Origin of the sequence: Loktanella sp. Alg231-35, assembly GCF_900143545.1 — a bacterium.
Taxonomy (GTDB): Bacteria; Pseudomonadota; Alphaproteobacteria; order Rhodobacterales; family Rhodobacteraceae; genus Yoonia.
Map to the genome: position 1 here is coordinate 21,764 of NZ_FREV01000006.1, position 17,412 is coordinate 39,175.

A 17,412-nucleotide genomic window follows, 5' to 3' on the forward strand; every position below is an offset into this window, starting at 1 on the left:
CAGGAGTGTCAGTTCAGCACTTCGCGTTTCGCCAGACGTTGTTCGAGCCACTCCAGCACCTCACTTTCAACCCAACCCACGCGGTTTAGGCCCAGCTGTACCCGTTTGGGGAATAGGCCTGCCTTCTCCAGACGTGCGATGTGTTGCGGTGAGTACAAGACCAACTCCGTGACCTGGCGTTTTGAAAGTATCCTCATCACGATCTCTCCATGATTGAAGAGCATCGCGATGCTCGGGTTTCGACAAATTCCCCGAGGAGTGTTCAGAGTAACGGTTGATTCTGATCTGACCAAGGCAGAACATTGCAACACGCTGTTTCGCATTCTGCGCGGTGGACCAAAAGGTGGCCTCACAAAATGCAAAAGTGCTTAAGTATCTATTTTAGATATATAAATTCCAATTATATGGTGCCCCCACACGGACTCGAACCGCGGACCTACTGATTACAAATCAGTTGCTCTACCAGCTGAGCTATAGGGGCACTGGCGCGTCTTTGACGCGGATCGGATGAACCGAATGCGCGGCGTATAGCAGCAGAAATTGCCGCTTTGCAATGGTGTTTTCACCCTCAGATGCGAAAAATCAGACGGACATCGCACCCATCGTCGCAAACCCGCTTTCATGGCCCGCAAATCACCCTATGATGCCCAAACCCGCAGCACGACGAGGCCCCCCATGCAGATTGCATTTCATATCGGCGCAAACTGCACAGATGAGGATCGGCTACTCAAATCGATCTTCAAGAATGCTGATGTGCTGCTCCAGAACGGTATCGCCGTGCCGGGCCCCGGTAAATACCGCAAGCTGATCCGCGAGACGCTCCAACAGCTTGACGGTGCCCTGCCCACACCCGACACCCGCGACATCCTGATTGATGCCATCGTCGAAGATGACAGCATTGACCGGATTGTGTTGACCAATGACAATTTCATCGCCGTGCCCAAGCGTGTTTTTGATCACGGGCTGTTCTACCCGCAAACCGAGATGAAATTGCGCGGACTGGCGCAGATCTTTGATCAGGACGCTCTGTCGCTGTTTTACGGTATCCGCAATCCAGCGAGCTTTCTGCAAGAGGTCGCAACCCGTGCTGGTGTCGCTGATATCGCGACCTATCTTGGCCTGCTGACGCCAGACGAATTGCGCTGGTCTGACGTAATTGCCCGGATCAGACGCGCGGCCCCCAACGCGCTGCTTACTGTGTGGTGCAATGAGGATACGCCACTCATTTGGGAACAGCTGATCCGGCTGCACACCGGCCTGCCACCAGAGGCCGCTGTCACCGGCCAATACGACCTTCTGGCGCAGATTGTGACATCTGAGGGGATGGAGACATTGGCGCGCCGGGCGGCAGAGGCACCGCCAGCGTCGGAACTGTCGCTACAAAACCTGATCGCTGATGTGATAGAGGAATTCGCCGTTCCCGGGCAGATCGAAGATGCCATTGAATGGCCAGAGCTGGACGCCCAGACGGTCGCCGATTTGACCGAAGCCTACGAAGAAGACCTTGAGGTGATCGCACAGATGGAAGGTGTGACCCTCATCCTGCCATTCACCTGACGTTACATGCCCAAAGCGGCCTTATACATGTCCATGACCGCTTCTTCCTCGGCCAGATCATTGGCATCGCGCTTGCGAATGGCCACGATCTTGCGCAGCACTTTGGTGTCATAGCCACGACCCTTTGCCTCGGCCATCACCTCTTTTTGTGCGTCAGCGATGTCTTTCTTTTCTGCCTCAAGCCGCTCGTAGCGTTCCACGAACTGACGCAGCTCTTGTCCGGCTACGGTGCTGCTGGTCTCGGTCACGGAATCATTCATTGCGGCTCTCCTGTCAGGTTGGCCAATCCCTAGCCCCTGCCCCCTGCCCCTGCAACCCTTGCACAGCCGATTACAGCGCGGTACCCCGCATGAAACGAATGGAGCGGATATGGAAATTGTTATCTGGATCGGCGCGGCCTTGTCGGCCATTGGCCTGTGCGGGATTGTCTATAGCATTGTGGCTGTGGCCCGCGCCAAACGCGCCGACCTTAGCGATGAGGATTTGCGCGCCCGCGTCTCTGCCATTCTGCCCTTGAACCTGATTGCACTTTTTGTGTCGATGATCGGTTTGATGGCCGTGATCATCGGTGTGATGCTGGGCTAAAGCTCTGCCCCTTCATGGATGACAATCGTGGCCATGGCCGCCAAGGCTGGCACCGCGGCCCCGTATTTACGGGCCATTTGTGGGTTTGAAGCATTGCCAGCGGCAGCCCGTGCAGCGACGCCAGCAAGGATTGCCGCCAGCCTGAAGAAGGCAAAAACCAGATAGAACGGCCAGTTGTCGATCCCGTTCAACCCTCGGCGGCGCAGGTAATCGGCCACATATTGCGCCTCGCTCGGCAGACCCAAGGCCGCGCGATCAACGCCCGCCAAGCCGCGCATATCGCCCTGATTTGGCAAACGCCATTGCATGCATTGATAGGCAAGATCGGCCATGGGGTGACCCAGCGTCGAAAGTTCCCAATCCAGCACGGCGACGATCTGCGGCGCTTCGACAGCAAAGATCATGTTGTCCAACCGCCAATCGCCATGCACCAGCGACACCTGCCCATCATCGGCCGGCATATTGGCCCCCAGCCAATCCATGATCTGCGCCATCGCATCGCTGGGCGCGTCAACCGAGGCACGGTATTGGCTGCTCCACCGGTCCAACTGACGCGCAAAGTAGTTGCCGGGTTTGCCATAATCGCCCAATCCGACGCTTTCGGCGTCCACATCATGCAACGCCGCCAAGGTCTGATTCATCGCATCATAAAGCGACGCGCGCTCTGTTTTCGTGCAATCGGGCAATGCGGGATCCCAGAAAATTCGCCCCGGCAGATAGCGCATCACAAAGAATTCGCGCCTGCTGGGTGATGTCGCAGCCTGAGCCAGATGCAACACTTCGGGCACGGGCACATCCGTCGGTGCCAGCGCCTGCATCACCCGAAATTCGCGATCAACAGCATGCGCGGACGGCAACAAACGTCCGGGGGGTTTGCTACGCAAGACATAATCGCCGCTTTTGGCCCGCAGGTGAAATGTTGGATTAGACTGGCCGGTGCGGAATTTGTTTACATCAATCAGCCCGTCAAATTCGCCGATAGTGTCGGACAGGTAGCCGTCAAGCTCTGCCAGATCGATACCAAGGTCTTTTGCCGCTTCTTTCATGCCGCCATTAGCCCCGCTGATGCGCCGTGACGCAACCCATTGATTGACACCCGCCTGTGGCGGTGCACGATGACGCGGATATTGCGGAGGACAAATGATGGACCTAGGACAAACCGAGCGGCTGATGCCGGTGCTGGCAGCGGTCAAGGCGATGATCAGCGATGAAATCGCGCCGCTGGACGATGCGTTTCTGGCAGAGGTTTCAACCGGAGACCGCTGGGCCTTTACCCCGCGCCAAACCGAAATTCTTGAAGGGCTCAAGTCGAAGACCAAAGAACGCGGCCTTTGGAATTTCTGGGACACATTTCGCGACGGCCCGCAACTGAACACGGTTGAATATGCCTATCTGGCCGAAGAAATGGGCAAGAGTCATCTCGCCGCCGAGGTCTTTAACTGTAACGCGCCCGACACGGGCAATATGGAGGTCTTTGCCCGCTACGGGACGGACGCGATGAAAGAACGCTGGCTTAGACCTTTGATGGCTGGCGATATCCGTTCCGCCTATCTGATGACAGAGCCAGACGTGGCCAGTTCTGACGCCACCAACATCGCGATGCGCTGTGAACGCGATGGCGATGACTATGTGCTGAACGGTCAGAAATGGTGGGCGACCGGTGCCGGTGATCCCCGCTGTGCCGTGCATATCGTGATGGTGCGCACGTCCTACAACGGGCCAAAGCATCAACAACATTCTATGATTGTAGTGCCTGCCGATGCGCCGGGGGTTGAGAAACTCCGCGCGATGGAGGTTTACGGACATGATGATGCACCGCACGGGCATATCCACTTTCGCTATTCGGACGTGCGCGTGCCTGCTGAGAACCTGCTTTTGGGCGAAGGACGCGGGTTTGAGATTGCACAGGGCCGTCTTGGGCCGGGGCGTATCCACCATTGCATGCGGGCGATTGGACAAGCGGAAAAGGCACTTGAGATGCTCTGTGAACGCTCTGTTTCGCGCGAGGCCTTTGGCAAGCCATTAGCGCAGCTTGGCGAAAACTTTGATCTGATCGCCAAAGCGCGGATGGATATTGAACAGGCGCGGCTGTTGTGCCTGAAAGCCGCCTGGATGATGGATCAGGGTGACAAACGCGCAGCCGCCCCATGGATCAGCCAGATCAAGGTTGTGGCCCCGCAGGTTGCCCTCGATATCACTGACAAAGCCATCCAGATGTTCGGAGCTGCGGGCGTGTCACAAGACACGCCACTGGCGCGCCAATGGACACACTTGCGGACTTTGCGCTTGGCCGATGGCCCAGATGCGGTGCATCGGCGTCAGGTGGCAAGGGCGGAACTGGCGGCTTATGTGGTGGGGCAGAACAGTTCGTAAATGCGTTCCAGCAATGGGCGCACGCGTGGATCGGACAGCCGGTAATGCATGCTGCGCCCGTCACGTTCGCAGGCAACCAGACCTTCATTGCGCAAGCGCAAAAGCTGACCTGAGACATAAGATTGGCTGGCGCCAATCGCCGCTTCCAGCTCGCTCACGGTCATCTCACCGGGGACAAGCGCGCATAGAATGCGCAAACGACCGGGGTTGGCCAATGACTTGAGCACCTCCGCCGCTTCGGTCGCGGCCGCATCTATCGGATCGGCCAATGTTTGGTTCGGATCTTCCATTTTCACAAGCTACTACCGTTGTTAATACATTTCAATATTGAAATGTTTTGGAAAGTGATTATTCTCCCTAACGAAGGAGATTCGATATGACACCCCATGTGCAAGCATTCTTCGACAAAGACACCAACACAGTTTCATACGTGGTGCGCGAACCACAGGGCAGCGCCTGCGCAATCATCGACAGCGTGCTGGACTATGATCAGGCCGCCGGGCGCACCGACACCCGCTCTGCTGATGAAATCATCAGTTGGGTCAAGGCCGAAGGCCTGACAGTCGCGTGGATATTGGAAAGCCACGTACACGCCGATCACCTGTCTGCCGCGCCCTATTTGCAGGAACATCTGGGCGGCAAGATCGGGATTGGGGCGAATATCACCATTGTGCAGGATACCTTTGGCAAGGTCTTTAACGAGGGTACCGCGTTTGAGCGTGACGGGTCACAGTTTGACGGTCTTTTTGCGGATGGCGACAGCTTGCACATCGGGCAGATGCGCGTGGATGTGATGCACACGCCGGGGCATACGCCCGCCTGCCTGACCTATGTCATCGGTGATGCGGCATTTGTGGGTGATACACTTTTCATGCCCGATTTCGGCACAGCAAGATGCGATTTTCCGGGTGGATCTGCCGAGGATCTTTATGCATCGATCCAGAAAATCCTGTCACTGCCCGATGAGACCCGGATATTTGTGGGCCACGACTACAAAGCCCCCGGTCGGGACGAATTTGCCTGGGAAACCACTGTGGGCGAGCAAAAGGCGCTGAATGTGCATATCGGTGAAGGCCGCCCATTGGAGGATTTCGTGCATATGCGCGAAGCGCGGGATGCAAAGCTGGGCATGCCCCGGCTGATCTTGCCATCACTGCAAACCAACATGCGTGCGGGGCATTTCCCCGAACCCGAAGACAACGGGCAGCGCTATTTCAAAGTACCGATCAACGAGCTTTGATCGGACAACACGTTAAGGACACATCATGCCAATGGATTGGATTATGGGGCTGGCCGGTGGCCTGCTTATCGGCGGTGCGGCTGCGCTGTTTTTGCTTGTGAACGGGCGGATCATGGGGGCGTCGGGCATTGTCGGCGGTCTGGTTGATGGCAGTGGGCGGCACGATTGGCACGAGCGGGCCGCGTTGATTGCCGGGCTGATCAGTGTGCCCGCCGTTGCCGCAACGATGCTGGGCGGTGCCCAAACCTATCTGACCACAAATTGGGCCGTGATTATCATCGCCGGATTGTTGGTTGGGGTCGGCACTCGGCTGGCCAATGGGTGCACATCCGGCCATGGGGTATGCGGCATTTCGCGGCTGTCGTTGCGCGGGATCGTCGCGACCGCGTTCTACATCGGTGCGGGTGGCCTGACCGTTGTCATTTTCAAACATGCTCTGGGGGTGATCTGATGCGTGTGATTGTCTCTTTTTTGGTCGGCGGGCTTTTTGGGCTGGGGCTGCTGGTGTCGGGCATGACAGACACCACAAAGGTGCAAGGATGGCTGGATGTCTTTGGCAATTGGGATCCCACATTGGCCTTTGTGATGGGCGGCGCAATTGTGCCCATGGCCATCGCGTGGCGGCTTACCCAAGGGCGCAAGCCTGTACTGGCAGACGCATTTCCCGCACCACCGGAGCCGCGGTTGGGGCGCAATCTGGTAATCGGGTCAACGCTTTTTGGGATGGGATGGGGGTTGGCGGGCCTGTGCCCCGGCCCGGCCATCGCCTCACTTAGCTTTGGCGGTTTTGGCGGCGTCATCTTTCTGGTGGCGATGTTGGCGGGCATGTTGGTAGCGCCACCATTGCGCAACCGGCTGGACCAGCAGGCCATAGCGGTCTAAGACCTCGGCATGGATATTCGCCAGATAAGCCCGACCTATGCTGTCTCTCCCCAAATTGGGGTCGAGGACGTGCCCGCCATTGCTGCCGCAGGTTTCAAAACCATCATTTGCAACAGGCCGGATGCGGAAATTCCACCCAGCCATCATGCTACCGTCATTGAGGCCGCTGCACAGGATGCGGGCCTGGCCTTTGTGGTGAACCCGGTCACGCATCAGGGGCTGAACATGGATATGGTGCAGCTTCAAAGGGCAACAATGGACGGCTCTGACGGGCCGACATTGGCCTATTGCGCATCTGGTACGCGGTCCTCCGTTGTCTGGTCGCTGGGTCAGGCGGGCGACATGCCCACGGACGAGATTATCGCCGCCACCACTGCCGCCGGTTACGATCTAGGTGGGATGCGCGCGCAGTTGGACACACTCGCGGGCCAGTAGGCGCGACCCCTCCTCATCAAGCGTGATCTTGCTCGCGGACAGGCGCCCCCATCATCTGCGGTCAAGGCGGATTCGCAACATCCGCGTCAATCGCATTAATCATCATGTCCGTCGGTGGTTCCGTTGATGTGTCCATACCATCATACCCTCCGGCTGAGAGTAGATCGGGCACCTCTTGTACCGCGCCTTGCGCAAACTCTGTCAGTTGTGGCGGTGGTGCAGGTTGCAGCCGCACGGCGCGCATCCCGCCCAGTTGTCCCAGCTTAGCCACTGCGACGGTTGCACCACCATCCACTGCGCGAAGCTGTACCGTATCGACGGTGCACCCCGGCAGCGGCAAGACCTGATTGACAGTGAGCCCCTGAATGGTTGCAAGCGGCACCGTGAAGCGATGAAGTTGCGCCTCCAACGTGGCAGGGGCGGCTTGCACCGTGTCGAGAAACGTTGCATCCCAGTCAACTGGGTCCGGGTCAACCGCCACCTCCGGCGCGGCTGTTTCCACCAGCGGCAGGGCGATCACGATCTGCCCTTGCCGTTCGGCAACGCCCAGATCAACGTTCATACGCACGATCCGGTATTTGCAATCCGTCAGCATCAGCCCGGCCGAGCGCACACCCTTGAACCGATCATCCAACTCGACCCCATCAGCCCATCCTTCCAACGGGGTGCCGATGACCGCCGCCGGAAATGCCGTTAGAAAGGTAGTCAAAAGCGGCTCTGACAAGATGCAATCGGTCAATGTTGGCGCGCGGTCGGTTGCAGGTTGATCAATCAGCGCGCCGACGGTTTGCATTTCGACAATGGCAGCGCGCAGTTGCAAATCAACGCTGACAAGTCCCTCGCGCGTGCCCGCCCGCCCCAGACCGATCAGCAACAGATCGTCCGACAACGCACCCAACATGTCATCCAGTGTGGCCGTTTCTTCAGCGCCACTGGTCACCGTCAGAACAAGACCAATTGCGCTATCGGCAGATTTCGTGAGTGCCAACCGCGCGGCACGCGAAGAGGTCAGCGGGTTGTCCGCTCCCTCATCGGTCTGCGGGCGGATCATCCGCCGCAGAAGTGTCGCTTGCGTGGTGTCTGTCATGGGCCTGCTACATGCACATCTTTGACATGCCTAACATCCCAAGGGTTACGTTTCTTCTAACGCGATCGGATTTTTCGCAAGCGGCAGCGTGACACGGAAGGCACCGCCTGTGGCACCGGCAAGATAAGCGATATCGCCCCCAAGCCGCTGCATAACCTCGCGGCAGATCGCAAGGCCAAGCCCGGCACCTCCGGCCTTGGATCCATCCGTCAACCGCGAGAATTTCTCAAAGATCAGCGCCTGGTTGTCGGGCGCGATTCCGCTGCCGTTATCTATAAAATCCACGAACCGCCCTGTGGCTGAGCTCCGAACTTTGATGGTTAATTCCGGGGTATCTGCGTCGCAGTATTTGCGCGCATTAGAGATCAGATTGATAAAGACCTGCCCCAGCCGGTCAAGATCAGCGGTCAGGGCAAAATCTTCATCTGGGCGATGGCGCATGATCGTCAGCGCGCCATCATGCGCGTCTGACGCGCGCACGGCCCGGTCCAACAGATCCGACAGATTTCCGGTCTGTTCGTGCAAGACAACCTGTCCGTTTTCAAGCACCGCCAAATCAAGCAAATCATCCAAAAGTCGGGTCAGGCGGACCGCCTCATCATGGATGATCCCCGCATAGCGGCCTTGTTCTTTGGTGGTCATGCCGCCTTCGCGCAGAATATCCGAAAAAGACCGGATTGAGGTCATTGGCGTGCGCAATTCGTGGCTGATCTGGCTAAGAAAGGCATCTTTCTGGATCGAGAGGGCCGTCAGTTTGGCATTGGCCTCGCGTAGGGCGCGGGCGGTGCGTTCCTGTTCATTCGACTTTTCCTCTAGCCGGTTGGAATATTCAAGGATTTGCGCGGCCTCATCGGCGACGGCAATCAGATCTTCGACGGACACGCTGCTGCCGCCGATCAACTGCCCAATCATCGCATGGGCGGTCGCCGCCCCCACAGTGCCCGCCAATTCCCGTTCAAGCCGCTCAATGAACTCCAATGTGACTTCCGGCAGATAGCCGACTTTGCCCTGCGCCTTGGCCTCTTGTTCAAAGACCGCCTGCGCCTCACTGCTGCCCATGATCCGCTGCGCCATGATCAACAGATCTTCTGCCCCGGCCGCCGCTGCGGTCCATGTGGGTGCAGCATTGGAATGATCAAACACATTGACGAATTGTGCGCCTTGCAACCGCTCTAACGGGGCTGGAAACGTGACCAATGACCCTAGCACAAACATCCCGGCATTCAGCAACATTGACCACAGGATACCATGCACCAGCGGGTCCAAATCCGAGATGCCAAACAACGCTTGCGGACGTAACCAGCTAAGCCCCCATGGTCCGTTGAGCATCACAGCTTCACTGATAAAGGCGTCGGTGCCAAAACTGGGCAGAAACAGCGACCAAAGCCAAATCAACAGCCCGGTGATCAGCCCCATTGCAGCCCCAACGCCTGTTGCCCCGCGCCAGAAGATACCGCCAATCATGGCGGGCAAGATCTGGACGGCCCCGGTGAACGAAATCAGGCCAATTGCCGCAAGTGCTGTACCGCCGCCAGACGTGCGGTAATAGAGAAACCCAAGCGCCAAGATGGCCGCGATCGAGACGCGTCGCGACAGCAGGATCACATGGCGCACATCACCCGAGATTATCGCCTGTTGTGAGCCCTGAAAGCGCAACCAAAGTGGCACAACCATGTGGTTGGACACCATCGTGGCCAGCGCCAGCGTGGCGACAATCACCATGGATGTGGCCGAAGACAGCCCGCCCAGAAAGGACAACACTGCCAGCCCGCCCTGCCCTTGGTTCAACGGCACCGTGAGCACGAACAGATCGGGGTTGCTGCCAGCAGGCAAAAGATCAAGCCCGATCACCGCGATGGGCACCACAAATAGGCTCATCAAAAAGAGGTAAAGAGGGAACGCCCAACTGGCGATGTGCAAATGGCGCTCATCCGCGTTTTCGACAACCAACACCTGAAACATGCGCGGCAAACACAGGAAAGCCGCCGCTGACAGGAAGATCAGCCCGATCCAGCGGCCAGAGTTCTGATCCCAAAGATCGATCTCTGAAGCGTCAATGCGGTCAAGCATCTCAGCCGGCCCGCCAGCCACACCCCAGACAACAAATACGCCAACGGCAACAAGTGCCAGCAGCTTTACCACTGCCTCAACCGCGATGGCCATGACGATACCGTGGTGACGTTCATTGGCATCCAGATTGCGTGTACCAAACAGCACGGTAAAGACTGCGAGCCCGATGGCCACCCAAACGGCCGTGCGATTGAAATCCGCCTGTTCCCATATCACCCCTTCGACTTGCGCAAAGACGGCAAATGACAAAGTGACCGACTGCAGCTGCAAGGCGATGTAGGGTGTACCCGCGATCACCGAGATCAGCGTCACAATGATCCCCAATTGCGTCGATTTGCCAAAGCGCGACGACACAAGGTCGGCAATCGACGTGATGCGTTGCGCGCGGCCAATCCGAACCAGACGACGCAGAACCCACCACCAGCCAACCATGACTAGCGTGGGGCCGATGTAGATCGTGACGAACTCCAGACCCGAGCGTGCGGCATAGCCAACTGCCCCGTAGAACGTCCAAGCGGTGCAATAGATGCTTAGCGACAGCGTGTAGATGATCGGCGATTGCAGCCAGTTGGAATGGCCTGCAATGGCCCGGCGCTCTGCCAAAAATGCGACAGCGAACAGGACGATGACGTAGCCCAGCGCAACCGCTATCAGGAAATTGAAGGACATCATTCCTTTTCGGCGCCCTCGCCCTGTGGCGTTTCAGGATTTGGCCGCATGCGGCTGGTCAGGGCCGCAGCAAGCACAATCAGCAAAACCCAGACGCCAAAGACATAAAGCAGTCCTGCCGACCCGATATTGGCCTGATGGTTTTCGGATGCCGCAGGCCAGGTCAACGGGATCGCCCACAGCAGAATGCCCACAACGGGCAAGAGTTTTGCCGCATCGCGCAGCCGACGCTGCCGGTAATTCGCCCTGTGTAGGAAGACCTGCGATGGGGTTGCCCGGCTCATGCTCCGATCAGATCACGGACAAAATCGCGGACCTCTGAGTTGGAAAAGGGCTTGGTCATGAAATGATTGGCGCCAAGCCGCAGGGCCAATTCGCGATCCTTTTCCTGACCACGTGCAGTCAGCATCATGACAGGCAGGTCCTTGGTGGTATCATTGCCCCGCAGATCACGCAGAATGTCAAAACCGCTGCGTCCGGGCAGCATGACATCAAGGATGATCATGTCCGGCGGAAAGCCCAGCACTTTATCCATGGCGGTGGTGCCGTCTTCATGCGTGTGAACAGTCCAGCCATCCCGTGACAGGATAAAGCTGATCGCCTCGATGATATTCGGCTCATCTTCGATCAGAAGGACCCTTTTGCCCATCTCATCGCCTCCCCTTCCGTCGCATCACGCTTTTGCGTAGCGCCCCCTGCTGTCGGACTATGGGGCAATCGTGAGGCAAGTCAAAGTGCTGTTTGCACCGAGACCCCGGAAACTGCGGGTTCGCGGCGGCTGGCGCAGTCGCTGCGTGGGCAAATCCGGCAGGCAACGCCCACTGGCTGCGGTGCGCCTAGGTTGGTTTCGGGGTCCGGTACAACTAGCATGATGCTTTGCACCGCAGGTGGCACATCAAAATGCGTGGCGTCGCGGACTGTTGCGACGGCATAGCATAAGGCGTGCGAGGCATTGACGCCGGGCAATGCCACCTCAAGCCTGATCGGCTGACCTGGACGATTGAGTGCGAGAAAGAGCGGCCACAACGGACAGGCTCCGCCCGCGCGTGGCATGGAGAACCCCGGCACCGGTTTGACAAAGGTCAACACACCCGCGGCATCACAGACCGCAAGCGCCATCGGCGGGTGCCCGGCCTCAGGCGGCAGGCATGCCAAGCGCCGCAGCACACGAGGCAAGGGTTGAAAAAAGTGCTGCGCGATGGCCGCTGGATCATAGGCGTGTGCGCGGCAGGCCTTTTCGAACTTGGCCAAAGGAAGTGCTACCGCGTCTTCTGCATACACCTCTGCATGGGCTTTCAACAGCGCGGCTGATGCTCCGGTCAGGCCGGATGCCTTCACAAATGCCCCGGTATCAGCGCCGCCCTTTTCCAGCGCGGGTAAATGAAATCCGGATTGGGCAAGCCAGCTTTCCATCTGCTCAAAGGCAGACATTGCCGTATCGCTCTGGGCCTCGGGCGCTTGCAGATAACTGATCAGCGCCTCGCTGCTTTCCGCAAGCCGCAGACTGTCGTCGTGGATGTTGTGGTGAAACCGACGCTGCCAATCGTCATCCAGGTGTTCTGGGCCCACAAGAATGGACGATGACGAGCGGATCGCGCTGACGGTCGAAATCACCTCATGCAATGCCGCTGCCAATGCAGGATCATGGGTCATCCGGTCGCTAAGGGCCTGCACTTGCGTCTGAAGAGCAGTGATGCGGCGCGACTGGGTGGCAATAAGCGCGCTCCAGCCGGGATATCGGGCCGCACATTCCTCGGCCTTTTCAACTTCAACGTCTGGCCCCAGCAAGGCGGCGGCGTGGCGCATTTCGTCCAGAAGCGCTGCATCGACCCCATCAATCAGCAGGGACGCATCAACATCCAAGGCGCGGGCGATGTCCGCCAATATCTTGCCACCGATTCTGCGGCGATTGTGCTCGATCAGGTTCAAATATGAGGGTGATATCCCCACTATTTCCGCCACCACGGCCTGCTTCAACCCTCGGTCGAGGCGCTTTTCGCGGATGCGTGACCCTGCAAGTTGCTGTGCTGGCATGGTGAATTCCCCCAACAGTTTCAGTGGCTTTCTGCACCTGCAAGAAAACCGATTTACAAAGTTAACACTTTATCTGTGCATGAATTTACAAATAAGTCTAGTCGTCTCAATGGTTTGTTGCTGGTTAAGGGGTGCGTAACAGAGACTGATCCCATGTTGATTGGGCGAGGAGGCCCAGCCGACAGAAATCTTTAGGGAGGATATTAATGTCCAATTCGAAATTTTCACGTCGTGGCGTACTTAAGACCGGTATGGTTGCAAGTGCTGGCCTCGCTTTGCCGCAGTATTTGCGTGCTGACAGCCATGCTGGATTTACCAATGCACCGGGCGACAGCGAAGTCATTCTGGGTTTCAACGTCCCGCAAACCGGTCCTTACGCGGACGAGGGTGCAGACGAGTTGCGCGCTTATGAGTTGGCGGTTGAGCACCTGAACGGTGGCGGCGATGGCGGCATGCTGGGCACGTTCTCATCGAAGGCGCTGGACGGTACCGGTATTCTGGGCCGTGAAGTTAAGTATGTCACCGGTGATACGCAGACGAAGTCCGACGCCGCACGTGCTTCTGCCCGTTCGATGATCGAAAAAGACGGCGCAGTCATGATCACAGGTGGTTCGTCCTCCGGTGTTGCTGTGGCTGTACAGGCGTTGTGCCAAGAGGCTGGCGTGATCTTTATGGCGGGTCTGACCCACTCCAACGACACAACAGGTAAAGACAAGCGGGCCAATGGTTTCCGCCACTTCTTTAACTCTTACATGTCTGGTGCGGCGCTGGCCCCTGTGCTTGCTGCCAACTACGGAACCAACCGTAAGGCTTATCACCTGACAGCTGACTACAACTGGGGTTACACCACAGAAGAAGCCGTGAAGTCTTCGACAGAAGCCATGGGTTGGGAAACTGTGAACGCTGTGAAAACACCGCTGACACAGACAGACTTCTCTTCCTATATTGCGCCTGTTCTGAACTCTGGTGCCGACGTTCTGGTTCTGAACCACTACGGCGGGAACATGGTGAACTCGCTGACCAACGCGGTTCAGTTTGGTTTGCGCGAAGCACAAGCCAACGGCCAGAACTTCGAAATCGTTGTTCCGCTCTACTCTCGCCTGATGGCGAAAGGTGCGGGTGCCAACGTGAAGGGCATCTTTGGTTCAACAAACTGGCACTGGTCGTTGCAGGATGCAGGTTCACAAGCCTTCGTTCGTTCGTTCGGCACTAAATACGGCTTCCCGCCGTCACAGGCTGCGCACACAACTTATGTGCAAACCCTGCTTTATGCGGATGCGGTCACACGCGCCGGTTCGTTCAACCCATGTGCGGTTGTCGAAGCTCTGGAAGACTTTGAGTTCGACGGTCTGGGCAACGGCCCAACGCTGTACCGCGGCGCTGATCACCAGTGCTTCAAGGACGTGCTGGTTGTGAAGGGTAAAGAAAACCCAGAAAACGAGTTTGACCTTCTCGAAATCGTTGAAGTCACACCAGTTGATCAGGTTACATATGCACCTGATCACCCACAGTTCGCTGGTGGTGCATTGGGTACATGTAACCCAGGCGCTTAAGCCAACATTTCGTCAGGCCACCCCTTTGGCGGCCTGACATCCCCCTATTTTCTCAATCGCGCCGGTTACTTGGCTGCGATTTGATGCAGAGCACCCTGCTCTCTCCCAAACCGATCAGAGGTCACCTCATGGACCAGTTCATTCTTCAAATTCTCAACGGGCTTGATAAGGGCTCGGCCTATGCGTTGATTGCGCTGGGACTGACACTCATCTTCGGCACGCTCGGCGTTGTTAACTTTGCGCATGGTGCGCTTTTCATGCTGGGCGCCTTCGTCGCTGTGACGATGAGCAAGCTGCTCACCCTTAGCCACAAGGTTGTGGATGAAACCCGCACTGATTTTCTGGGCAATCCGCTACAGGTGGATGTGCCCTATATCTATGACTGGTTCGGCCAAGCCACAGGCGATGTGATCATCGACTGGGCGGTGCCCATTGCGATCATCGCAGCCATCCCAGTGATGATCGCCATCGGCTTCATCATGGAGCGTGGTCTGATCAAGCACTTCTACAAGCGCCCACATGCCGATCAGATCCTTGTGACTTTTGGTCTGGCCATCGTGATCCAGGAAATCGTCAAATATTTCTACGGTGCCAACCCTATTCCAACACCTGCCCCGTCGGCCTTTGTCGGCAGCTTCGATTTTGGCGTAGCACTGGGATTTGATCCCAATGCGATCATCTACCCCTATTGGCGTCTGGTGTATTTCTTCTTCTCGATCGGGATCATCGCTGCTGTGTTTGCCTTCCTCCAATTCACCACCTTCGGGATGGTCGTGAGGGCCGGTATGGCCGACCGCGAAACCGTGGGCCTGTTGGGCATCGATATCGACAAACGGTTCACGATTATGTTCGGGATTGCCGCGGCCGTCGCAGGTTTGGCAGGGGTGATGTATGCGCCCATAAACTCGCCCAACTATCACATGGGAATGGATTTCCTTGTGCTGAGCTTTGTTGTGGTTGTTGTGGGCGGCATGGGATCGCTGCCCGGCGCCGTCGCCGCAGGTTTCCTGCTGGGTATTCTGGAAAGTTTCGCCTCCATGTCAGCGGTGATCGACATCCTGCCAGGCATCAACCAAATCATCATCTACCTTGTTGCAATCATCATTCTGTTGACGCGTCCACGTGGCCTGATGGGCCGCAAAGGCGTGATGGAGGAATAAGCCAATGCTCGGATTAGAGAAAAAAGACTTCCGGCTATTGCTGATCGTGATCGGTCTGACGATGCTGGCCCCCTTCATCCTTAACCCCTTCCCTGAAGGGTCAGAGATGGCGCAGTTCAACGCAGGCTACCCTGATCTGATGCAGCGCTTTGTGATCTTTGGTATCTTCGCCATTGGGTTCAACATTCTGTTTGGTCTGACCGGCTATCTTTCGTTTGGTCACGCGGCATTTCTGGGTGCAGGTTCCTATGCTGCGGTCTGGATGTTCAAGTTGCTTAGCATGAACGTGCTGCCAGCCATCGCGCTTAGCGTGCTGATCGCAGGCCTGTTTTCGTTGATCATCGGTTATGTGTCGCTGCGCCGCTCAGGCATCTACTTTTCGATCCTGACACTGGCCTTTGCCCAGATGTCTTTCGCCCTGGCCTATTCGGTGCTGACACCGATTACCGGCGGTGAGACGGGTTTGCAGCTTGCGCTTGATGATCCACGTATCTTTGGCGCATCGCAGACGGCAACAGGCAACATTCCGGTGCCAGCCTTGTTCGGATTAGAGATGCGGGCAAGCTATGAGTTTTCGATTGGGAACTGGCTGTTCACCTTCAACGCAGGCTATTACCTTGCTGCGATCTTTCTTATCGGGTCATTCTATCTGGCGATCCGCATCTTCCGCTCACCTTTCGGGATGATGCTGCGGGCGATCAAATCCAACCAGACAAGGATGAGCTATACCGGCCTGAATGCGCGACCCTACACGCTGGCGGCCTTTGTGATCTCTGGCATGTATGCAGGTCTGGCCGGTGGTCTTATGGCCTCCATGGACCCACTGGCGGGTGCCGAACGGATGCAATGGACGGCATCGGGCGAGGTTGTCCTGATGACCATCCTTGGTGGTGCGGGAACGCTAATTGGTCCCGTTCTGGGCGCAGGCATGATCAAGTATTTCGAGAACATCTTCTCAAAAATCAATGACACGATCTTGCATGGCTGGTTTGCCTTTCTGCCTGACGGCCTTGAGAATTTCGTTGTTGCGATCATTCACCCGTTCATCGGCAAGGGCTGGCACCTGACGCTGGGCCTGGTGTTCATGCTTGTCGTGATCTTCCTGCCGGGCGGTCTGGTGCAGGGCGGGCAGAAAATTGCTGCCATGTTCCAGCGCAAGAAACCGGAAGACGCGAAATCCAAAGCCACTGAACCGGCTGAATAAGGAGTAAGACTGATGGGAATTCTTGAAGTCAAAGGCATCAACAAACGGTTCGGCGGTTTGCAGGCGCTGGGTGATGTGAACCTCAGCGTGGCCGAGAACACGACGCACGCAATCATCGGCCCCAATGGCGCTGGCAAATCCACCTTGCTGAACGTGCTAGTAGGTAAGCTGATCCCGGACAGCGGATCGGTGATGTTCGACGGGCAATCGGTGCTGGGGCGCAAGCCACATGAGATCAACCAGATGGGCATCAGTCGTGTGTTTCAAACGCCTGAGATCTTCAGCGATCTTAGCGTGTTTGAAAACGTCATGATCCCCTGCTTTGCTAAACGCGACGGTGCGTTCCGTATGCATGCCATCGAAAGCATCTTTGCTGAAAGAGGCATTCAAGAACAGGCGGATGCCATTTTAGCTGATGTGAACATGTTGGAAAAGAAGGACATGATCGCCTCAAGCCTGTCACGTGGTGACAAACGGCGTCTGGAAATGGCCATGTGTCTGGTGCAGGACCCTAAGCTGCTGCTGCTGGATGAACCAACGGCGGGTATGGCGCGTGCGGATAC

General features: G+C 57.2%; 19 protein-coding genes, 1 tRNA gene and 1 pseudogene. 11 read left to right on the top strand and 10 right to left on the bottom strand.

Going from position 1 to position 17,412, the window contains the following annotated elements:
- Positions 1–8: 8 nt before the first annotated feature.
- The gene (locus tag DHN10_RS14705) at positions 9–197 is read right to left on the bottom strand and encodes a helix-turn-helix transcriptional regulator (RefSeq protein ID WP_108816333.1); all 189 of its coding nucleotides are present in this window, start codon (positions 195–197) and stop codon (positions 9–11) included.
- A gap of 208 nt (positions 198–405) precedes the next feature.
- Positions 406–481 (bottom strand) — tRNA-Thr (locus DHN10_RS14710).
- Positions 482–675: 194 nt separating this feature from the next.
- On the opposite strand from DHN10_RS14710, the gene DHN10_RS14715 reads away from it, so the two are divergent.
- Positions 676–1,557, top strand: a complete 882-nt coding sequence (locus DHN10_RS14715; protein WP_108816334.1) for a hypothetical protein — start codon at positions 676–678, stop codon at positions 1,555–1,557.
- Positions 1,558–1,559: 2 nt separating this feature from the next.
- Here DHN10_RS14715 and DHN10_RS14720 read toward each other — a convergent pair whose 3' ends face one another.
- A complete protein-coding gene (locus tag DHN10_RS14720; RefSeq protein ID WP_108816114.1) occupies positions 1,560–1,817 on the bottom strand; it encodes a DUF2312 domain-containing protein in 258 nt (85 codons plus the stop codon).
- A 109-nt stretch (positions 1,818–1,926) separates the two neighbouring features.
- Here DHN10_RS14720 and DHN10_RS14725 point away from each other — a divergent pair, with 109 nt between their 5' ends.
- On the top strand, positions 1,927–2,142 hold the full coding sequence (locus DHN10_RS14725) for a hypothetical protein (protein WP_108816115.1): 216 nt from the start codon (positions 1,927–1,929) through the stop codon (positions 2,140–2,142).
- Here the strand turns inward: DHN10_RS14725 and DHN10_RS14730 are convergent.
- The gene (locus DHN10_RS14730; RefSeq protein WP_108816116.1) at positions 2,139–3,188 is read right to left on the bottom strand and encodes a phosphotransferase family protein; all 1,050 of its coding nucleotides are present in this window, start codon (positions 3,186–3,188) and stop codon (positions 2,139–2,141) included. The genes DHN10_RS14725 and DHN10_RS14730 overlap by 4 nt on opposite strands.
- Positions 3,189–3,285: 97 nt before the next feature.
- Here DHN10_RS14730 and DHN10_RS14735 point away from each other — a divergent pair, with 97 nt between their 5' ends.
- On the top strand, positions 3,286–4,515 hold the full coding sequence (locus tag DHN10_RS14735; protein ID WP_108816117.1) for an acyl-CoA dehydrogenase family protein: 1,230 nt from the start codon (positions 3,286–3,288) through the stop codon (positions 4,513–4,515).
- On the opposite strand, the gene DHN10_RS14740 is transcribed toward DHN10_RS14735, so the two are convergent.
- Positions 4,488–4,805: an ArsR/SmtB family transcription factor gene (locus tag DHN10_RS14740; protein ID WP_108816118.1), complete on the bottom strand. Its 318-nt coding sequence runs from the start codon at positions 4,803–4,805 to the stop codon at positions 4,488–4,490. The two genes, DHN10_RS14735 and DHN10_RS14740, sit on opposite strands and share 28 nt — an antisense overlap.
- Before the next feature lie 86 nt (positions 4,806–4,891).
- Here DHN10_RS14740 and DHN10_RS14745 point away from each other — a divergent pair, with 86 nt between their 5' ends.
- Genes DHN10_RS14745 through DHN10_RS14760 form a run of 4 tightly spaced genes read left to right on the top strand, consistent with a single transcriptional unit; the run spans position 4,892 to position 7,072 of the window.
- Positions 4,892–5,755 carry an MBL fold metallo-hydrolase gene (locus tag DHN10_RS14745; protein WP_108816119.1) on the top strand — a complete coding sequence of 288 codons (864 nt, stop codon included), beginning with the start codon at positions 4,892–4,894 and terminating at the stop codon, positions 5,753–5,755.
- Positions 5,756–5,780: 25 nt separating this feature from the next.
- On the top strand, positions 5,781–6,206 hold the full coding sequence (locus DHN10_RS14750; RefSeq protein WP_108816120.1) for a YeeE/YedE family protein: 426 nt from the start codon (positions 5,781–5,783) through the stop codon (positions 6,204–6,206).
- Positions 6,206–6,637 (top strand): DUF6691 family protein, encoded by a 432-nt coding sequence (locus DHN10_RS14755; protein WP_108816121.1) that lies wholly within the window; start codon positions 6,206–6,208, stop codon positions 6,635–6,637. The genes DHN10_RS14750 and DHN10_RS14755 overlap by 1 nt, the downstream gene beginning before the upstream one ends.
- Positions 6,638–6,646: 9 nt before the next feature.
- Positions 6,647–7,072, top strand: coding sequence for a TIGR01244 family sulfur transferase (locus DHN10_RS14760; protein ID WP_108816122.1), 426 nt, complete (start codon positions 6,647–6,649; stop codon positions 7,070–7,072).
- Positions 7,073–7,133: 61 nt separating this feature from the next.
- Here the strand turns inward: DHN10_RS14760 and DHN10_RS14765 are convergent, their stop codons facing one another.
- The 5 genes from DHN10_RS14765 to DHN10_RS14785 all read right to left on the bottom strand — a co-directional run bounded on the left by DHN10_RS14765 (position 7,134) and on the right by DHN10_RS14785 (position 12,932).
- Complete coding sequence (locus tag DHN10_RS14765; protein WP_108816123.1) at positions 7,134–8,159, bottom strand: FliM/FliN family flagellar motor switch protein; 1,026 nt, start codon at positions 8,157–8,159, stop codon at positions 7,134–7,136.
- A 45-nt stretch (positions 8,160–8,204) separates the two neighbouring features.
- Positions 8,205–10,901: an ATP-binding protein gene (locus tag DHN10_RS14770; RefSeq protein ID WP_108816124.1), complete on the bottom strand. Its 2,697-nt coding sequence runs from the start codon at positions 10,899–10,901 to the stop codon at positions 8,205–8,207.
- Positions 10,898–11,182, bottom strand: a complete 285-nt coding sequence (locus tag DHN10_RS14775; protein WP_108816125.1) for a hypothetical protein — start codon at positions 11,180–11,182, stop codon at positions 10,898–10,900. The genes DHN10_RS14770 and DHN10_RS14775 overlap by 4 nt, the downstream gene beginning before the upstream one ends.
- Positions 11,179–11,547: a response regulator transcription factor gene (locus DHN10_RS14780; RefSeq protein ID WP_108816126.1), complete on the bottom strand. Its 369-nt coding sequence runs from the start codon at positions 11,545–11,547 to the stop codon at positions 11,179–11,181. Before DHN10_RS14780 ends, DHN10_RS14775 begins: the two co-directional genes overlap by 4 nt.
- An 80-nt stretch (positions 11,548–11,627) precedes the next feature.
- Positions 11,628–12,932, bottom strand: coding sequence for a short-chain fatty acyl-CoA regulator family protein (locus DHN10_RS14785; protein WP_108816127.1), 1,305 nt, complete (start codon positions 12,930–12,932; stop codon positions 11,628–11,630).
- A 206-nt stretch (positions 12,933–13,138) separates the two neighbouring features.
- On the opposite strand from DHN10_RS14785, the gene DHN10_RS14790 reads away from it, so the two are divergent.
- The 4 genes and pseudogenes from DHN10_RS14790 to DHN10_RS20200 form a co-directional block, all read left to right on the top strand.
- A complete protein-coding gene (locus tag DHN10_RS14790; protein ID WP_108816128.1) occupies positions 13,139–14,485 on the top strand; it encodes a substrate-binding protein in 1,347 nt (448 codons plus the stop codon).
- A 128-nt stretch (positions 14,486–14,613) separates the two neighbouring features.
- A complete protein-coding gene (locus DHN10_RS14795) occupies positions 14,614–15,645 on the top strand; it encodes a branched-chain amino acid ABC transporter permease (RefSeq protein ID WP_108816129.1) in 1,032 nt (343 codons plus the stop codon).
- A 4-nt stretch (positions 15,646–15,649) separates the two neighbouring features.
- Positions 15,650–16,849 carry a branched-chain amino acid ABC transporter permease gene (locus tag DHN10_RS14800; RefSeq protein WP_108816130.1) on the top strand — a complete coding sequence of 400 codons (1,200 nt, stop codon included), beginning with the start codon at positions 15,650–15,652 and terminating at the stop codon, positions 16,847–16,849.
- Positions 16,850–16,861: 12 nt separating this feature from the next.
- A pseudogene (locus DHN10_RS20200) lies at positions 16,862–17,380 on the top strand (ABC transporter ATP-binding protein); the annotation flags it as partial.
- Positions 17,381–17,412 lie beyond the last annotated feature (32 nt).